A 15,825-nucleotide genomic window follows, 5' to 3' on the forward strand; every position below is an offset into this window, starting at 1 on the left:
GCTTCCGGTCGCGCTGTTACCAGTCGGGGTAAGCGTAACCCACGCGGAGTGCGCCGAAAAATGAGTTCATATCCAATCAGGGATAGAGGCGATCCATTAAGGGTTCCCTGTAACCCGTGCGCCGTGATCGTTACTAACTAAACATTATTGTGTTTACACGCTCAATGGCAAAATTAAACACATCATATCTGTCAGTTCATTAATTGAAATTGCCGGGCATACTCTGGTTCTGGCGGCCGCTACCGAGCTCAGTGAAGAAATGGGACATGAAATCAGCCAATCTGAGCAGAATTTTCAGCGGCTTTTTGAAAATATGCTCGACGTTTTCTATCGAACGGACAGTGAGCAAAACCTGACCTTGGTGGGTCCCGCAGCCTTAGGTGTTTTAGGTTATTTACCTGAAGAAGTTATTGGCCTCCCTGCTTCCAGCTTCTATTTTGATCCACAAGCACGGGCAAATATTGTCACCGCCGTTAAGAAACATGGGAAAGTTCAAAACTTCCCGGCACGCCTGAAACATAAAGATGGGCATATTGTGGATGTCGAAATTACCAGCAGCGCAATTTATAGTGAGGATAAGCAGTTTCTGGGTATGGAAGGCCTGTTCAGAGATGTGAGCGAACAGGTCGTTATTAAGGAAAAGCTACATCGACTCGCCACCATTGATGAATTGACCGGCATATTGAACCGTAGGGCCTTTCTGGAAAAAGCCAATCACCTGATCAAGCATTTGCGTAGACAGCCAGAATATAGCCTGCTCGCCGTGATTGATCTGGATAAATTCAAACCCATCAATGACCGCTATGGACACTTGAGCGGAGATCGTGTTCTGAAAGTCTTTGTATCACTCTTTAAGGAGACCCTTCGGGAAACAGACGTTTTTGGTCGCCTGGGTGGAGATGAATTCGCGATCATTTTCAGAAAGTGTACGATGACAGAAGGCTTGGAAATCCTGGAACGAATTCAGGAAAAAATGCAGAAAATCAGCATTAGACTCTCCGATAATGAAGTTTCCATCTCAGCCAGCATCGGCTTGACCGAGTTGCATGAAGAAGACCTGCCATTTTCTCTGGCACTGGCCCGAGCAGATCGGGCTCTTTATCAGGCCAAACAGAATGGCGGCGCCCATGTCGCAATGCTTTTATCATGATCAGGATAATGAAAACACAACGGACTGGCCGGGTCTGACAATCGGATCTGCCCAAGCATATTAGCATCAGCTAAAACTTGCGTCCGCCAAAAAAAACCTGTATAACCTATGGCCCTTGCAGCTATGTGGTTATTTTGATTTGAAAAAACTTTTTGTGGTCGCAGTGACGGCCGGATTAAGCTTCTTGTTTATTATTGCCCCGCAGCCTTTGCAGTGCAGTATCTCCGGACTCCCTGCAAATATAGCTCTAATGAAACCAAGAATAACTTTAAGTAGTTCTCGAAGCTCACACAGTTCCCAACCACAATCTTCTGCTGCTCTTGCCAACCCGCTCACGGGACGTGCATGGCAGAAGCTCGCTGGCGTCTACAGTAAAGATGTACTGTATGCTTCCAATCAAACCGGAGTTTCCCGCAAATTGTTGGCCGCCGTGATTCATGTCGAAAGTCGTGCAAGTAACGTCGTCAGCTATGCTGGGGCTGTTGGTCCTATGCAGCTTATGCCCGGCACCGCCTGGCGCATTCTCCATGTCAATCCGTGGAAGCCTCGCCAGAATATTGTGGGGGGGGCCCGCTATTTGCGCCGTCTGCTCGCGATTTTCCATGGACACCTGCGCCTGGCACTGGAAGCCTATAATGCCGGACCCACCACAGTGGCCCAGGGGAATATTCCAATACCGGCAAAAGTTTATGCGCGTCAGGTGATGGCACTGGCGGCTTGAAATCGGTCTGTACGCCAGCCTATGTTAACATTAATATTTATTGTTAACTTGATCAGGAGAGGACCTTGCCAGAAAACAGTCAGTCAAACAGCAATTTCACTATCTGCATGGGTCACGATGAATTATTGATTCGTAACCGCTACGAAACCATCAGCATCGCCAATGATTTCATGATCGGCATATTATTTCTGATAGGCAGTTTTTTTTTCTTCTATCCTTCCATGGAAACGGCTGGCGTCTGGCTTTTTGTGATTGGCAGCGCCGAACTGTTAATAAGACCGGTGATCCGGCTCGCCCGCCATATTCACCTACAGAAACTACCCAGTGGTAGTTGGGATATGTAACTGCCCGTTCAGCGAGCGGGCCGCAAATATCGCGCAATACTTTGCCGCGCAGTGGCTTGCGCGATCAGTTCGTCATAATTCTCAACCCGATCACGAGCCCATGCGCTGGCATGCTGCTCCGTTTGTTGAATGGTGTTTCGCGCGTGTAAGCCTCTAAACTGCCAGATAGCCAACCAGAAACATACGGTGGCAACTCCTGCGTCAAGCAGCCTGGGCATCATTGCCAGAGGAACCTGCATGAGCACAACATCCAGAATCACACAGAGAAGAAAAGCCGTAACTCCCAGACGCCATCTTCTGCTGCGCTTGGGAGCTGTAGCACGCCCCAGTTCTCTAGCCAGGAGCGCTTGCCTCCATTCCTGGGGCTGTTGAGCCAGCGCCGGGGATAAAAACACCGCTCCGGTAATGGGGTCGTGCACAGCACTCACATTATCCGCCAGCGAGCTGTAAAAAACCGGGGTATGCTCGCCCCCCAAACTATCACGCAAGACGGACAACCGGGGATCACGGCGCAGCAAATCCTTTATAGACATTATCGACTCCTGATTCAGCAAAAAAACCTGCCGTTTATCGTCGGCATGCTGATACATTTGCAAGAAACATTCCAGACGGGACCGAGTGCATTTCCGACATCGTTTTCTATTAAGTTGCACCACCATAATGCAAATGCACTATATTGGTGCGCACGACTGCTCTCCATTAGCGCAATGAACGCCCCTTGCCAGCCCGCTTACCGCGACAAATCTCCAGGCGATTTTTACGAATAGGGCGCGGCAAAGTCTGTCCCTCGGGATGAGTATAAAGGCTTTGCAAATGGGCTTGGGGGGCCAGTGTCATCAATTTGACCCCCTTCCCTTTCGGCAGGCTTTTGATTTCTGCCAGCGGAAATATCAATCCCGCATAATCTGAAGAAACGCACAATATTTCTGCAGACAGATCAGAAACAGGAAGCAGCGGCAAAGGATACTCATCTTTATCCAGAGACAGGAAAGCTTTCCCGGCACGATTGCGCCCGGCCATGTTTTCCAGTGCAGTGACAAAGCCATATGCACCACTGCTCGCTACCAGCCACAAACTGTCGGCCGGACCACAAGCCGCCGACTGAAGGGAAGCTCCGGGCTGAAAATCTACCTGACTGGAGGCGGGGACCCCGTCCCCACGGCCACCGGGAATCTGACTGACTGGAACAGAATAAGCGCGACCGGTTTGATCCAGCAATACCAGATGGTCTACAGAGCGTACTTCAAAAACCTGCAGGAGCTGGTCGCCTTCCTTGAAGTTCAGACTCTCCGTGGCAATACCGTGTCCGGCTCGACTGCGTAACCAGCCTTTGCGAGACACTATGACCGTCACTGGCTCGTCGGTCACTGCAGCCACAATAGTCTGAGCAGATTTACTGGTTATGGCGACATCGACTTCCAGCAAAGTACGCCGGTCGTCACCAAATTTCTGGGCATCGGCACGGATTTCCTCAACCAACAAGGCCCTCAAGCGTTCTTCATGCGCCAGCAGGCCAGCCAGATAATCGGCCACATCCCGCTTGTCCTTGAGTTCTTTTTCCAGTTCAATGCCAGCCAGTCTGGCCAATTGCCGCAAACGGATTTCAAGAATGTCTTCGGCCTGAATTTCTGTCAGAGCAAAGTGCTGGATGAGGTCGATTTTGGGATCATCGGACTCCCGAATAACCCGGATAACGGCATCAATATCCAGAAGAACCCGGAGTCGTCCTTCGAGAATATGGATACGCGCCAACGTCTTGTCCAGACGAAACTGGCTACGGCGGCGAACCGTGCGCAGGCGATAAGTTACCCACTGACGCAAAATGGCCGTTAGCGGCAGACAAGGTGCGCGGCCTTCCAGGTCCAGCACGGTCAAATTGACAGACTGATTGGATTCAAGCGAAGTGCGCGCCAATAAATAGGTCATCAGTTGCTGGGGGTCCTGATTCCGGGAACGGGGTTCCACCACAATACGCACTGCGTGATCCTTGCCGGACTCATCGCGCACCGTATCTATCTGTGAAAGCATGGCCGTTTTAGTGGACTGCTGCTCTGGCGTCAGGGCTTTTTTCTTGCCCTCACCTCTCGGCTGAGGATTGGAGAGATTTTCTATTTCCGAGAGCACCTGTGCCGTGGAAACGCCTGGAGGCAGTTCATGAATACTGATGCGCCACTCACCCCGCGCCAGCTTTTCCACTTCCCAGCGGGCCCGTACCCGAATACTGCCCCGCCCCGACAAATAAGCTTCACGAATTTGTTCGGGTGGCGAAATAATCTGCCCTCCCCCGGGAAAATCCGGGCCGGGTATCTGCTCAAGAATAGCGTCATCCGACGTCTCCGGATTTGCTGCCAACTGCGCACAGACGGTCGCCAGCTCGCGCAGATTATGGGGCGGAATTTCTGTAGCCATGCCGACGGCAATGCCGGAGGCACCATTCATCAACAAAAATGGCAGACGCGCAGGGAGCGTCACCGGTTCTTCCAGGGTACCATCATAATTACTGCGGAAATCGACGGTGCCCTCATCAATTTCACCCAGCAACAACTCGGAGATGGGGGTCAGATTGGCTTCGGTGTAGCGCATGGCTGCAGCAGAATCACCATCCAGAGAACCAAAATTACCCTGTCCATCCACCACGGGATAACGCAAGGTAAAATGCTGCGCCATGCGCACCATGGCATCATATACAGAACTGTCCCCATGGGGATGCCACTTGCCGATCACCTCACCCACCACCCGGGCAGATTTGACGTGCTTGGGAGAACGCTGCAGGCCCATATCGCGCATGGCATATAAAATGCGTCTTTGCACCGGCTTTTGTCCGTCGGCAAGAGCCGGAATGGCACGCCCGGTCACGACGCTCATGGCGTAGGCCAGATAGGCTTTGGCGGCATATTCCGCAAGAGGCGGCGAAGGATCCTCGGGGTCCCCCCCCTCTGCAGTCGGCAGCGGGGGCTCGTTTGGCGGGCTGGATGCCTGCTCAGGACTGAAGTCATCAAACAAGTCCAGTGTATTACTCATGTGGGATTCCTTTCTGAACATCCACCACAGTTATCTCCTCAAATATCCAGATCGGCTGTCCAGCCATCTCTTTCCATCCATTCCCGACGCCCGCCCGCCGACTGTTTGCTCATGAGCAGACTGAAGCGTTCATGGAGAGCAGCCTGATCAGATAGCGACATGGTCAAGGGCACCAGGGACCGGGTGTCGGGACACATGGCCGTTTCCCAGAGTTGATCTGGATTCATCTCTCCCAGGCCCTTGAAACGCTGAACCGAAATAGCCGATTCCTTGACGCCTTCAGCGCGAAGACGATCAATGGCTACATCCCGCTCGGCTTCGGCTTCACAATAGATTTTGCGGGCCTTGCCGCGCCAGGTAGCATCTACCCGATACAAGGGCGGCTTCACCACAAATACATGATCACGTCTGAGCAGTGCCGGAAAATGGCGCAGAAACAGCGTTAAAATCAGCACCTGAATATGACTCCCATCCACATCAGCATCAGAGAGAATCATGATTTTGCCATAGCGCAACCCCGCCAGCACCTGCTCAGGATCCGCCGCGACACCATGCGGCTCAATACCCAGTGCCACGGCCATATTGTGTACTTCCTGATTTTTGAAAATCAGGTCCGCATCCACCTCCCAGGTATTCAGCACCTTGCCCCGGAGCGGTAATAGCGCCTGATATTCTTTATCACGCGCAGCCTTGGCTGAGCCTCCCGCCGAATCACCTTCTACCAGAAACAGTTCATTGCGTTGAATATCCTCACTTTCGCAATCGGTCAGCTTGCCCGGCAAAGTCGCTAAGCCCGAGCCTTTCTTGCGTTCTATTTTTTGCGCCGCGCGACTACGCAGTTGTGCGCTCTGAATAGCCTGCTCGACAATGGCCCTGCCCGCCTCGGGATGGCTGTTCAGCCACAAATCCAGAGGATCGCGAATGGTCTGCACCATAAGCTTATAGGCTTCGCGACTGGTGAGTTTATCTTTGGTCTGACCCTGAAACTGGGGATCAAGAATCCGCCCGGAAAGCACCAAAGCCATTTTACCGGTGACATCATCCTGCACCAGCTTCAGCTTGGCCGGCACCAGACTGTGGTGCTCCATAAAGCTGCGCACTGCTTCAAAAACACCGGCGCGGAAACCCGATTCATGGGTTCCACCATCGAGCGTGGGAATCAGATTGACGTAGGTTTCCGGACGTGGATTACCCTGGGCACTCCAACATAACGCCCAACTCGCCCCCTCTCCTTGAGCGAAACCATTACTATCATCATTTTGATACATTTCACCTGCAAAAACCGGGGTAATAGGCTCTGCTTCCGCAAGCATTTCTCCCAGATACTCCGCCAGGCCGGAATCATACTGCCAGACCAGCGCCTCCTGCTCCGGTAAATTCAGAATCACCTGCAAACCGGGCAGCAAAATAGCCTTGGCACGCAGTAAGTGCGTCAACTCCCGGATGTTGACTCGAGCAGAATCGAAATAGCGGGGATCCGGCCAAACCTGAACCCGAGTCCCATGACGGCGGGCCTGACTGTTTTCCACGCGGGTCAGGGCTTCCTGAAGCTTACTGTCCACAAAGCTCAAACGATAATGACCATACCCACCCCCTTGCGGATCCCGGGTATGAATTTCCACCAACAAACGGCTGGACAGTGCATTGGTAACTGCCACACCCACCCCATGCAAACCGCCCGAAAAGCGGTAAGCCGAAGACTTGTCAGTCTTGTCGAATTTCCCCCCTGCATGCAGGGTAGTAAAGGCCAATTCTGCTGCAGGACGCGTCTCTCCTGGAGGAATTCCTACCGGAATCCCCCGACCATTGTCCTCGACGACGACCGACCCATCACTGAGTACGGTGACTTCAATACGGGTCGCATGTCCGGCCAGCGCTTCATCCGCAGAGTTATCAATGAGCTCCTGAACCATATGTGTCGGACAGGTGGTACGCGTGTACATACCCGGGCGCAAACGCACGGGCTCCAGTCCCTTAAGGACAGTGAATTGTTCAGCACTATAGTTCAAAACAGTAGGGTTCCTTAATCATTGTATCCCAAATTCAGTTCGGGCTGACTACCGGGCCCATCATAAACGGATTAATGACTTTGAGCAGCATGTCAGCAGGATTCATCAAATTGTCATATTTCTCCGTTATCATCATGTCGAGGTCGAGGGGATAAACTGCAGAGCATCTTCGCCCTGCAAGTCATTCAGCAAACGGTTAAGGCATGACAACAGGCAAACTCAGAATCGCACTGATCACCGAGACTTACCCTCCAGAAATCAATGGAGTAGCTCTTACCTTAGGGAAGGCTGTTGAAGAACTCCGGGCACGCGGTCACGAAATTCAGGTCATTCGACCCCGCCAATCTGACGAGGCTGCTCAGGAAGGACTGGTGAAAGCATTCCCTCTGTTTTTTTATCCTCAGGTCAAATTAGGTTGGACCCATCCAGGCTATCTGACTGACTGCTTCCAGACCTGGCGCAGTGAGGTGGTACACATTGCCACTGAAGGACCTTTGGGTTATTCGGCACTCATCGCTGCGCGCAAACTGGGTTTGCCCGTTGTGACCAGCTTCCACACCAATTTCGACCAATACTTTTCGTTTTATGGGATTCCTGCCCTACGCCACATAGCGCGTCTCTATTTACGTCATTTTCATAATGCGACCCGGCAAACGCTGGTACCCAGTCAGGGTACTCTGCAGCGACTCCATCACCAGGGATTTCTGCATTTGCAGCAATGGGGGCGCGGGGTAGATACGCAGCGCTTCAATCCGCAATGGCGTGATGAAAATATTCGTAAGGATTTGGAACTGGGCGATGAAGATTTATTACTGCTGTATGTTGGGCGTCTGGCGCGGGAAAAAAACCTGCCGCCCCTGCTCGCAGCCTTTCGCAAACTGAGCAGGAACCACCCCCGGGCTATCCTCGTTCTGGTCGGTGATGGCCCGCTACGCAGTGAAATCGACCATTACGCCAACAAACGGATTTATTGTGCGGGCATGCAAAACGGCATGAATCTCGCTCGCTGGTACGCCAGCGCCGATTTGTTCTGCTTTCCATCCTGTAGTGAAACCTTCGGTAATGTGGTACTTGAAGCACAGGCCAGCGCCTTGCCCATCATTGCCTATGACTGTCCGGGCGTCTGCGAACAAGTCATTCATGGCGAACATGGTCTGCTGCTTCCGCGTGATAGCGATCTGGAAACAGCTATGCAAACACTCTATAGCAATCCCGCTGAACGCCAGCGCTTGGGAAAGGCAGGACGCCTGCGTGCGGAATCACAAAGCTGGACACGCAGCTTTGATATTCTCGAAGCCACCTATCAACAACAACTTGCAGCCCGCTGAATTTTTGGATATTCCATGCGCATTCTCATGATTTCTGATACTTATTTTCCACGCATCAGCGGTGTGGCCACTTCCATTCGCAGCTTTCGCCAAGGATTGGAGTTGCTGGGACACGAGGTCGATTTACTGATTCCGGATTATGGCTCCTGCACGTCTGAGGAATGCGGAATTTACCGTATTCCGGCACGAAATATTCCTTTTTTCCCCGAAGAACGACTGATGCAACCGCGCGCATTATTGAAAATAAAAACCGGTCTCAAAGCTCGCCACTACGATATCCTGCATATCCAGACCCCCTTCGTTGCCCACTATCTGGGGAATCATCTGGCGCGGAGTTTGAAATTGCCAGTCATCAGTTCCTACCATACCTATTTTGAAGCGTATCTCGGCCACTACTACGGAAAAATCCCCGGTCCGCTGCGTAAAGCTATGGCGCGCATTCCATCGCGCCAGCAATGTGCAGCTATAAACGGATTAATTGTTCCGTCCCAAGCCATGGCTGAAGTTCTCTGGAATTATGGTATCCGTACACCGACAAGAGTGATTCCCACCGGCATTCGCATCAATCATCAGACCCATAATACAAGTCATCGCCAGGATTTTAGAACGCGCTATAATCTGGACCAAAATTGTCCTGTCCTGCTGTACGCAGGACGCATGGCTCCCGAAAAAAATATCGGACTGCTTCTGTCCATGTTAAAGCAGCTCAGACAACAATTTCCCGATATTCTGCTGCTACTTGTTGGTGATGGGCCAGCCAGATCAAACCTGGAAAACGAGGTGCAATCAAGTCAATTGGCGCAAAACGTCCGCTTTTTGGGTTACCTTGATCATGTTGCCGAATTACCTCAGGCGTATGCGGCTGCAGACCTGCTGGTTTTCGCATCGGAAACGGAAACACAGGGTATGGTATTACTGGAAGCCCTCGCCGCAGGACTGCCCATTGTTGCTGTTCCAGCCATGGGTGCGGCAGATGTTCTCCGCAGCGGTTTAGGCACCCGATCAGCGCCTGCCGAAGCCAATACGTTCGCACGAACTTGCGCGGAACTTCTCGCCGATGAAAATTTACGTCAGCAATTATCCGATGAGGCCCGAAAGCTCGCCCAGGATTGGGCAGAAAGCGCCATGGTGGCAAAACTGGCAGAATTTTACCGAGAGACCATTAACGAAAACAGAACTAAGCAAAAATTATGATGTCTGCACATTCAACATGCACATACATTGCCTCAGTATTTCAATTGAGCGCTACCTGATTGCACCTTGCGGCAACACCAATACATATACTCCATTTTATTCTTCATCAACCCAGTCAATAACATACGCACAGCCACCTGACTGCGCACACCGGAAGAAAGCCTTTGACTGCGAGTCACCTGAACAAGCGTCTCACAAGCCCCACAATCGCCCGATGCAAATTCGACTAACATGGTATCTCGCTTCATAACTTTGATAGTTGGCATAATAAAACGTATCCCGGTAGGGCTAAAATCTGCGATTTCGCCCTCAAGCTGCAGACCATCTTTACAAGATATTTTAAGCGGCTCTATTATATTAATTCGCGAATATTTTCGCACTGATCGCTTATAAACAGCTAATGGCGCGGCAACTATCGCGAGGTTATCAGAATTGTATAAAAATTTCGCGAAAAAAGCATAAATATTGTTACCAGATCCAATAATTACCATAATTCGCTCATTATCATTAACATGATTTAGCCTCTGGGAAACACTAAATTTTAGAGAAATAGTACTTGAATTGATGCTATAAAGACTACACAGCTGGCCGGAATCGGCTTCGGCGGATGAAAATACGATTACTTCACCCGTCTGCATGGCACTGAGAAGAGTAACTGTATCTTCTTGTGCTATTTCCTGAAAAATTTTCTCAATTACTTGCAGATACTCGCTAAATGTTTGTCCGGCACGGGGAGGTAAAATGAGACTCAGATCATTTGTAGCGCTCTCAGAGCTAGCCATATGCTTCATCCAGCACAAGTGACTTTGGCAACTGACCTACTCTTTTTCCCTGCCTGAACCATTCTTTTATCGAGATAAGCTTTGAACTCTTTACCAAATTCAGGATGCATGAGTGCAAACTCGACAATGGCCTGGAGGTAACCAAACTTATCGCCACAATCAAAGCGCTGTCCTTCAAATTCATAACCAAGCACCTGACGCTCAAGAGCCAAACGGGCAATGGCATCCGTCAATTGAATTTCACCTCCAGCGCCCGAAGGCAATTCTTCCAGAAGGTCAAAAATTCTTGCAGGAAGCACATAGCGGCCCACCACCCCTAAATTGGAAGGAGCTGACTCAGGCGCTGGTTTTTCGACGATTCCGCCGATACGCACAATTTGTTCTTCCTGACCCAATGAAGCGATTATTCCATAACGACTGCATTCCTCCCTCAGAACCTGTTGAATTGCCAATATAGCCGTCTGATAACGGCTATACTGTTCTTTCATCTGTAAAAGCACCGGCTTTTCTGAAAGAATCAGATCATCCGCCAAGAGCACCGCAAAGGGATTATCGCCAACCACATCACGAGCCATGAGCACCGCATGACCAAGGCCTAGAGCCCGAGGCTGGCGAATAAATGTCGTGGTCACACCACGCGGTACAATATTCTGAATTTCCTTCAGTAGAGCTGTTTTACCGCGCTTTTCAAGTTCTGTTTCCAGCTCATAGGCGACATCAAAATGGTCGGCAATAGCACGTTTACCCCGCCCCGTTATGAATACCAGACGATCACAACCTGCTGCCAAAGCCTCTTCTACGGCATATTGAATCAGCGGTTTATCCACCACGGGCATCATTTCCTTAGGAGTTGCTTTTGTAGCAGGAAGAAAACGGGTACCCATGCCTGCGACAGGAAAGACTGCGGTCCGAACAGATTTTTTTGCCACATCCGGAGCATGTTTCTGCATGACACACCTCATTTTTGCTGGGTCAAAATTTTAGTTACCAAGCATTAGCAATTCTTATACCATGCAAAGCAAATGGTGTACTTCACCGTCCCTCCTTCTAAAAAATCCTCCATAGACAGATGCCAGACGTAAAACATGTGATACATATTTATTCTCAGAAAAATATTTTTGATTAAAACCAAAACAGTAAATAAACCCAAAACTTTAACAAAATTGGAACACGCTATCCCTGTGAAACAGGTTTTGTCTGCTTTTCGTGCGCAAAACAGCAGGCTATACTGAGTGCGGGGGGCTTGTGCTGGCCCCGCAGACAGCCAGTGGATCCAATCACTACCGGAGAATATATGAATACTGAACACCAAGACTTGAAAGCAGAGTTTCCTGAACTGTCTGAACGGATGGATCAGCTTCTGGCCGAGGAAGGCCATTTTGCCCGGCGTTACGAAGAGTTCAATGAACTGACCGCGCAAATTGAGCACATTGAGCGCAATGATGCGGCTAGCGGTTCACAAAGTCTGGAAGAAATGAAGAAAAAACGCCTGCTCCTGAAAGATGAAATATATCGTATGCTTACTTCGGATTAAGCTTACACATACCCGAAGAAATAATACCCGCCATCTACACATGATTTTAGTTGATAAATCCTGGAAGCAGCCAACGGCCGTTTCCAGATTAATGCTGCGTTTTTTCTTCCCACCATTGGGTCAGCAGATCCACATCCACCACAACGCGCGCACCCGCTTCACGTCCTAGCAAAATCTGTGCAGGAGCCTGGGGCTCGCCGAGTTGATCAAGTACCCGCAGAGCCGATGAAAAATCCTGGTGTTGAGTATATTCCGTTTGCGTAATCACCGTATCCAATCCGGCAGAGACGGCAGAACGCAAGCCATTTTCCGAGTCCTCCAAAGCCAGGCAGTCCGCAGCCGGAAAACCCAATTGCCGCAGTACATACAAATAGATATCCGGAGCCGGCTTTTTGTGCGGCACAATATCGCCGGCGCCAATGGTCCGGAATCGGCCCGGTCCATCTTTACCCAGGGTGCTTTTCAGCAAGGACTCCACATTGGCCGGGGTAGTCGTGGTCGCTATGGCTATGGGTAGCCCGACCTCTCTGGCAACATTCAGCAGGCGTTCCACGCCGGGGCGCAAGGGTAAAAGACCGGCTTCCATCATCTCCACATAAAAACCCGTTTTCTGCTTGTGGATTCGGGCAATATCCGCATCACCAAGCTGCGGATATTCAGGGTGATCATTCAAAAAGCTGCGCAAGCGCTCCTTGCCACCGGTCACCTTCAAATAATATCCGTAGGTAGGTACATCCCAGTCAAAGGGAAGATCTGCAGCAGCAAATGCCTGGTTGAAAGCCACACGGTGAGCATCCCGCTCGGTATCAGCAAGAGTTCCGTCCACATCAAAAATCAGGGCGCGCAAGGGCATAAGCTTTATTCCTGGTACAGAGTTGAAGGAGCCGGCATTGTAAACGCAAGCTGCAAGATTGCCAAAATGGCTGATCTCTGTTAAACGTAAGCGGATTTATTACAAGGACAGGAAGATCACATGGCAGACCAAGCCTCTCAAAATGCTGGCATCAGCCCCAAAAATGTTCAGCAATATACCGCATTTGTTCCATACGAACCGAAGCCTGACGAAGAATACATGAACGACGCGCAAATCGCTCACTTCCAGAAAATTCTGGAAGACTGGCGCGGCGAACTCATGGCTGAGGTCGATCGTACTGTGCAACACATGCAAATGGAAAACGTCAACTACTCGGATCCCAATGATCGCGCCAGTCTTGAAACCGACATGGGTCTGGAATTACGGGCAAGGGACCGCGAACGCAAACTGATTCGCAAAATTACCCAGGCTCTGGGTCGCATCAAGGAAAATGAATACGGCTATTGCGAATCCTGTGGTGTGGAAATTGGTCTGCGGCGTCTTGAAGCCAGACCAACGGCCACGCTTTGCATTGATTGCAAAACACTTGAAGAAAAACGTGAAAAACAAATGGCGCAGGACTGAAAAGTTTTATTTTCGGAGTAAGCAGAGCGCAGCGCCCCCCATCGGGGCGCAAACCCACGGGGCCAGATAATAACCGGGAATGCACAACAAGTGCCCGGCTTCATCCCACAGCAGGGGAATATTTGCTCGCCATTCGGGTGGTATGCCAGCCTCCAGCATGATGTTTTTTACCGTTCGATGCTGTCCGTTAGCCATCCGTGACCGCTCACCATTTTGACGGCGTCGCCAATATAAATTAGCCTCGGCACACTCCGCGAGCAAAGCATGACTGACTCCTTCCCCAGACCCTTGCGCCAGTAACCGGCATTCCCAGCCGCGAAAAGGAAGGGGCCGGGAAATATCCCAGCTACCCTCTTGCCAATTATCATCAAACTCCGGGGCACGACTTAAATAGAGGGTTTTCCCCTGAATCCTGCAGGCACCCCCCTCCCATTGAATACTTTTAGCTGTAGCGGTCATCAGTGCGTCCTGAAGGACCTCCAGACGCGCCCGGGAGGGTAATGGACATTGAAGACGTTGCAGCCAGCCCCGCAAAAACATCCTTTGCCGGGCTGGAGACAGGCGCTGCAAAAAGCCCAGAGACAAAGCGTCTTCCTGCAAGCCAGGATGGTCTGACTGGTGCCGATCCCAATACAAGGTAAACCAGTCATCGACGAGTTCGTGAACATCGCCCAGATTTTCTGCCGTTCTGGCCACAGTGGCCACAGCGTGCGGCCAGCCGAGATTTTCGAGCAGCGGTAACAGCTGTTCGCGAACGCGGGTCCGGTCATAACGGGGATCCTGATTCGCAGGATCGGAAATATAGGGGATTTTCTTTTCCTGGAGGTAGTCCAGCAGTGCCTGTTTAGGAAACTGCAAAAATGGGCGAAGCAACACCCCTGCCCCCAAGGATTTTTGCTGAGGCATGCCGGAGAGTCCGGCAATACCCGTACCCCGCAATAACTGCAGGAAAAAAGTCTCGGCCTGATCTTGCTGATGTTGAGCGGTCAGCAGATAGTCCCCGGCCTGTAACTGCGCCGCCAACAACGCATAACGACCGCGACGGGCCCGATCTTCCGGACCTTCTCCTGAAGTTTCCGGAGGTAAATGCAGCACCATACAGGAGACACCCAGGGCGTTGGCCTGCGCGACGCAGAAACGCGCCCAGTCCGGGCTCTCGGCGTGCCAGCCATGATCTACATGCAAGGCTTGCACAGGACAGCCCAAGGCCACCAGAGCGGCCAGCAAGGCGGTCGAGTCCGATCCGCCACTATAGGCCACAAAAAACGGGCGCTCCCGGGGCAGGAGCTCCCACTTCTGGAGAATGTTCTGGAGCCTTAGCTCCAGATCAGGCCGCGCCGACCACTCCATAATGCATCAGGCGTTCATAACGGGTGGTCAGTAATTTACTGGTATCCATCGCTTTCAGTTCATCCAGATGCTGGGTAAAACGTTCCCGGACCAAAGTGAAAACGGCTTCCGGATCACGATGAGCACCGCCCAGAGGTTCAACCAGGACTTCGTCTACCAGTCCGAGAGACTGTAAACGGCGAGCCGTAATACCAAGGGTTTCTGCCGCTTCCGCAGCCATTCCTGCATCTTTCCAGAGAATGGACGCACAGCCTTCCGGTGAAATAACGGAATAAACACTGTATTCCAGCATCAGCATCCGATCACCCACGCCAATGGCGAGTGCGCCGCCAGACCCGCCTTCGCCAATGACGGTACAGATGATGGGAACGGCGAGATCGGACATAACCGCCAGATTCCGGGCAATGGCTTCACTTTGGCCGCGTTCCTCCGCACCGATTCCAGGATAGGCACCGGGCGTATCAATAAAAGTGAATACCGGTAATTGAAAGCGTTCGGCCAAACGCAAGAGGCGCAGCGCCTTGCGATACCCCTCAGGGCGCGGCATACCAAAATTACGCTGGATTTTTTCCTTAGTGTCACGCCCTTTTTGATGTCCCATCCAGACAATCGGCTGATCATTGAAGCGGGCCAAACCGCCGATGATGGCCTGATCATCTGCAAAAGCGCGGTCTCCGGCCAGAATTTGCACTTCACTGAACAGAGCCTGCACATAATCGAGGGTATAGGGGCGCTGGGGATGGCGCGCCACCTGCACGGTCTGCCAGGCACCCAGCTTACTGTATATGCGCTGCAGCTCTTTGCGGGCCTTCACTTCAAGGCGCTTGATTTCATCGGCGATACCGGGCTGATTCAGAGCATGCAACTCTTCTACCTTGGCTTCCAGCTCTGCTACACCCTGTTCAAAATCCAGATAACTGATTTTCATAGGTACTCCTGAACAATCTGAAAACT

15 protein-coding genes are annotated in these 15,825 nt (G+C 51.4%); 7 read left to right on the forward strand and 8 right to left on the reverse strand.

Features of this window, described 5'->3' with window-relative positions; all coding sequences use genetic code 11:
* Positions 1-259: 259 nt before the first annotated feature.
* From BLW97_RS07505 to BLW97_RS07515, 3 genes are all read left to right on the forward strand, one after another.
* Positions 260-1,150 (forward strand): sensor domain-containing diguanylate cyclase, encoded by an 891-nt coding sequence (locus BLW97_RS07505; RefSeq protein ID WP_242947748.1) that lies wholly within the window; start codon positions 260-262, stop codon positions 1,148-1,150.
* Between the two features lie 250 nt (positions 1,151-1,400).
* A complete protein-coding gene (locus BLW97_RS07510; protein WP_242947750.1) occupies positions 1,401-1,871 on the forward strand; it encodes a lytic transglycosylase domain-containing protein in 471 nt (156 codons plus the stop codon).
* A 65-nt stretch (positions 1,872-1,936) separates the two neighbouring features.
* Positions 1,937-2,215, forward strand: coding sequence for a YrhK family protein (locus BLW97_RS07515; RefSeq protein ID WP_010638837.1), 279 nt, complete (start codon positions 1,937-1,939; stop codon positions 2,213-2,215).
* A gap of 8 nt (positions 2,216-2,223) precedes the next feature.
* Here BLW97_RS07515 and BLW97_RS07520 read toward each other — a convergent pair whose 3' ends face one another.
* The 3 genes from BLW97_RS07520 to BLW97_RS07530 all read right to left on the reverse strand — a co-directional run bounded on the left by BLW97_RS07520 (position 2,224) and on the right by BLW97_RS07530 (position 7,245).
* Positions 2,224-2,748: a hypothetical protein gene (locus BLW97_RS07520; protein ID WP_242947751.1), complete on the reverse strand. Its 525-nt coding sequence runs from the start codon at positions 2,746-2,748 to the stop codon at positions 2,224-2,226.
* A gap of 166 nt (positions 2,749-2,914) precedes the next feature.
* Positions 2,915-5,236 carry a DNA topoisomerase IV subunit A gene (gene parC / locus BLW97_RS07525; protein WP_242947753.1) on the reverse strand — a complete coding sequence of 774 codons (2,322 nt, stop codon included), beginning with the start codon at positions 5,234-5,236 and terminating at the stop codon, positions 2,915-2,917.
* 38 nt (positions 5,237-5,274) lie between these two features.
* The gene (locus tag BLW97_RS07530; protein ID WP_075322826.1) at positions 5,275-7,245 is read right to left on the reverse strand and encodes a DNA topoisomerase IV subunit B; all 1,971 of its coding nucleotides are present in this window, start codon (positions 7,243-7,245) and stop codon (positions 5,275-5,277) included.
* Positions 7,246-7,448: 203 nt separating this feature from the next.
* Between BLW97_RS07530 and BLW97_RS07535 the strand changes: the two genes are divergently transcribed.
* Positions 7,449-8,573, forward strand: a complete 1,125-nt coding sequence (locus tag BLW97_RS07535; RefSeq protein ID WP_075322827.1) for a glycosyltransferase family 4 protein — start codon at positions 7,449-7,451, stop codon at positions 8,571-8,573.
* A 15-nt stretch (positions 8,574-8,588) separates the two neighbouring features.
* Entirely contained in the window at positions 8,589-9,767 is a 1,179-nt protein-coding gene (locus BLW97_RS07540) for a glycosyltransferase (protein WP_075322828.1), read from the forward strand.
* 32 nt (positions 9,768-9,799) lie between these two features.
* Here the strand turns inward: BLW97_RS07540 and BLW97_RS07545 are convergent, their stop codons facing one another.
* Both BLW97_RS07545 and galU read right to left on the reverse strand, forming a co-directional pair.
* The gene (locus BLW97_RS07545; RefSeq protein WP_075322829.1) at positions 9,800-10,549 is read right to left on the reverse strand and encodes a PilZ domain-containing protein; all 750 of its coding nucleotides are present in this window, start codon (positions 10,547-10,549) and stop codon (positions 9,800-9,802) included.
* Between the two features lie 5 nt (positions 10,550-10,554).
* Entirely contained in the window at positions 10,555-11,499 is a 945-nt protein-coding gene (gene galU / locus BLW97_RS07550; RefSeq protein ID WP_075322830.1) for a UTP--glucose-1-phosphate uridylyltransferase GalU, read from the reverse strand.
* Positions 11,500-11,843: 344 nt separating this feature from the next.
* Here galU and BLW97_RS07555 point away from each other — a divergent pair, with 344 nt between their 5' ends.
* Entirely contained in the window at positions 11,844-12,083 is a 240-nt protein-coding gene (locus tag BLW97_RS07555) for an HP1242/YdcH family protein (RefSeq protein ID WP_010638825.1), read from the forward strand.
* Positions 12,084-12,171: 88 nt separating this feature from the next.
* Here BLW97_RS07555 and BLW97_RS07560 read toward each other — a convergent pair whose 3' ends face one another.
* Positions 12,172-12,936 (reverse strand): HAD-IA family hydrolase, encoded by a 765-nt coding sequence (locus tag BLW97_RS07560; RefSeq protein ID WP_065974495.1) that lies wholly within the window; start codon positions 12,934-12,936, stop codon positions 12,172-12,174.
* Between the two features lie 120 nt (positions 12,937-13,056).
* Between BLW97_RS07560 and dksA the strand changes: the two genes are divergently transcribed.
* Positions 13,057-13,521, forward strand: coding sequence for an RNA polymerase-binding protein DksA (dksA, locus tag BLW97_RS07565; RefSeq protein ID WP_024893481.1), 465 nt, complete (start codon positions 13,057-13,059; stop codon positions 13,519-13,521).
* A 6-nt stretch (positions 13,522-13,527) separates the two neighbouring features.
* On the opposite strand, the gene tilS is transcribed toward dksA, so the two are convergent.
* On the reverse strand, positions 13,528-14,871 hold the full coding sequence (gene tilS, locus BLW97_RS07570; RefSeq protein WP_075322831.1) for a tRNA lysidine(34) synthetase TilS: 1,344 nt from the start codon (positions 14,869-14,871) through the stop codon (positions 13,528-13,530).
* A complete protein-coding gene (locus tag BLW97_RS07575; protein ID WP_010638820.1) occupies positions 14,849-15,799 on the reverse strand; it encodes an acetyl-CoA carboxylase carboxyltransferase subunit alpha in 951 nt (316 codons plus the stop codon). Before BLW97_RS07575 ends, tilS begins: the two co-directional genes overlap by 23 nt.
* Positions 15,800-15,825: the final 26 nt, after the last annotated feature.

The organism is Acidithiobacillus albertensis (assembly GCF_001931655.1).
GTDB lineage: Bacteria > Pseudomonadota > Gammaproteobacteria > Acidithiobacillales > Acidithiobacillaceae > Acidithiobacillus > Acidithiobacillus thiooxidans.

Bases quoted from the DNA above. Each gene is read 5' to 3' on its own strand.
- BLW97_RS07505 (WP_242947748.1), top strand. From the start codon at position 260: ATGGGACATGAAATCAGCCAATCTGAGCAGAATTTTCAGCGGCTTTTT.
- BLW97_RS07510 (WP_242947750.1), top strand. From the start codon at position 1,401: ATGAAACCAAGAATAACTTTAAGTAGTTCTCGAAGCTCACACAGTTCC.
- BLW97_RS07520 (WP_242947751.1), bottom strand. From the start codon at position 2,748: ATGTCTATAAAGGATTTGCTGCGCCGTGATCCCCGGTTGTCCGTCTTG.
- parC (WP_242947753.1), bottom strand. From the start codon at position 5,236: ATGAGTAATACACTGGACTTGTTTGATGACTTCAGTCCTGAGCAGGCA.
- BLW97_RS07535 (WP_075322827.1), top strand. From the start codon at position 7,449: ATGACAACAGGCAAACTCAGAATCGCACTGATCACCGAGACTTACCCT.
- BLW97_RS07540 (WP_075322828.1), top strand. From the start codon at position 8,589: ATGCGCATTCTCATGATTTCTGATACTTATTTTCCACGCATCAGCGGT.
- BLW97_RS07545 (WP_075322829.1), bottom strand. From the start codon at position 10,549: ATGGCTAGCTCTGAGAGCGCTACAAATGATCTGAGTCTCATTTTACCT.
- galU (WP_075322830.1), bottom strand. From the start codon at position 11,499: ATGCAGAAACATGCTCCGGATGTGGCAAAAAAATCTGTTCGGACCGCA.
- BLW97_RS07555 (WP_010638825.1), top strand. From the start codon at position 11,844: ATGAATACTGAACACCAAGACTTGAAAGCAGAGTTTCCTGAACTGTCT.
- BLW97_RS07560 (WP_065974495.1), bottom strand. From the start codon at position 12,936: ATGCCCTTGCGCGCCCTGATTTTTGATGTGGACGGAACTCTTGCTGAT.
- dksA (WP_024893481.1), top strand. From the start codon at position 13,057: ATGGCAGACCAAGCCTCTCAAAATGCTGGCATCAGCCCCAAAAATGTT.
- tilS (WP_075322831.1), bottom strand. From the start codon at position 14,871: ATGGAGTGGTCGGCGCGGCCTGATCTGGAGCTAAGGCTCCAGAACATT.
- BLW97_RS07575 (WP_010638820.1), bottom strand. From the start codon at position 15,799: ATGAAAATCAGTTATCTGGATTTTGAACAGGGTGTAGCAGAGCTGGAA.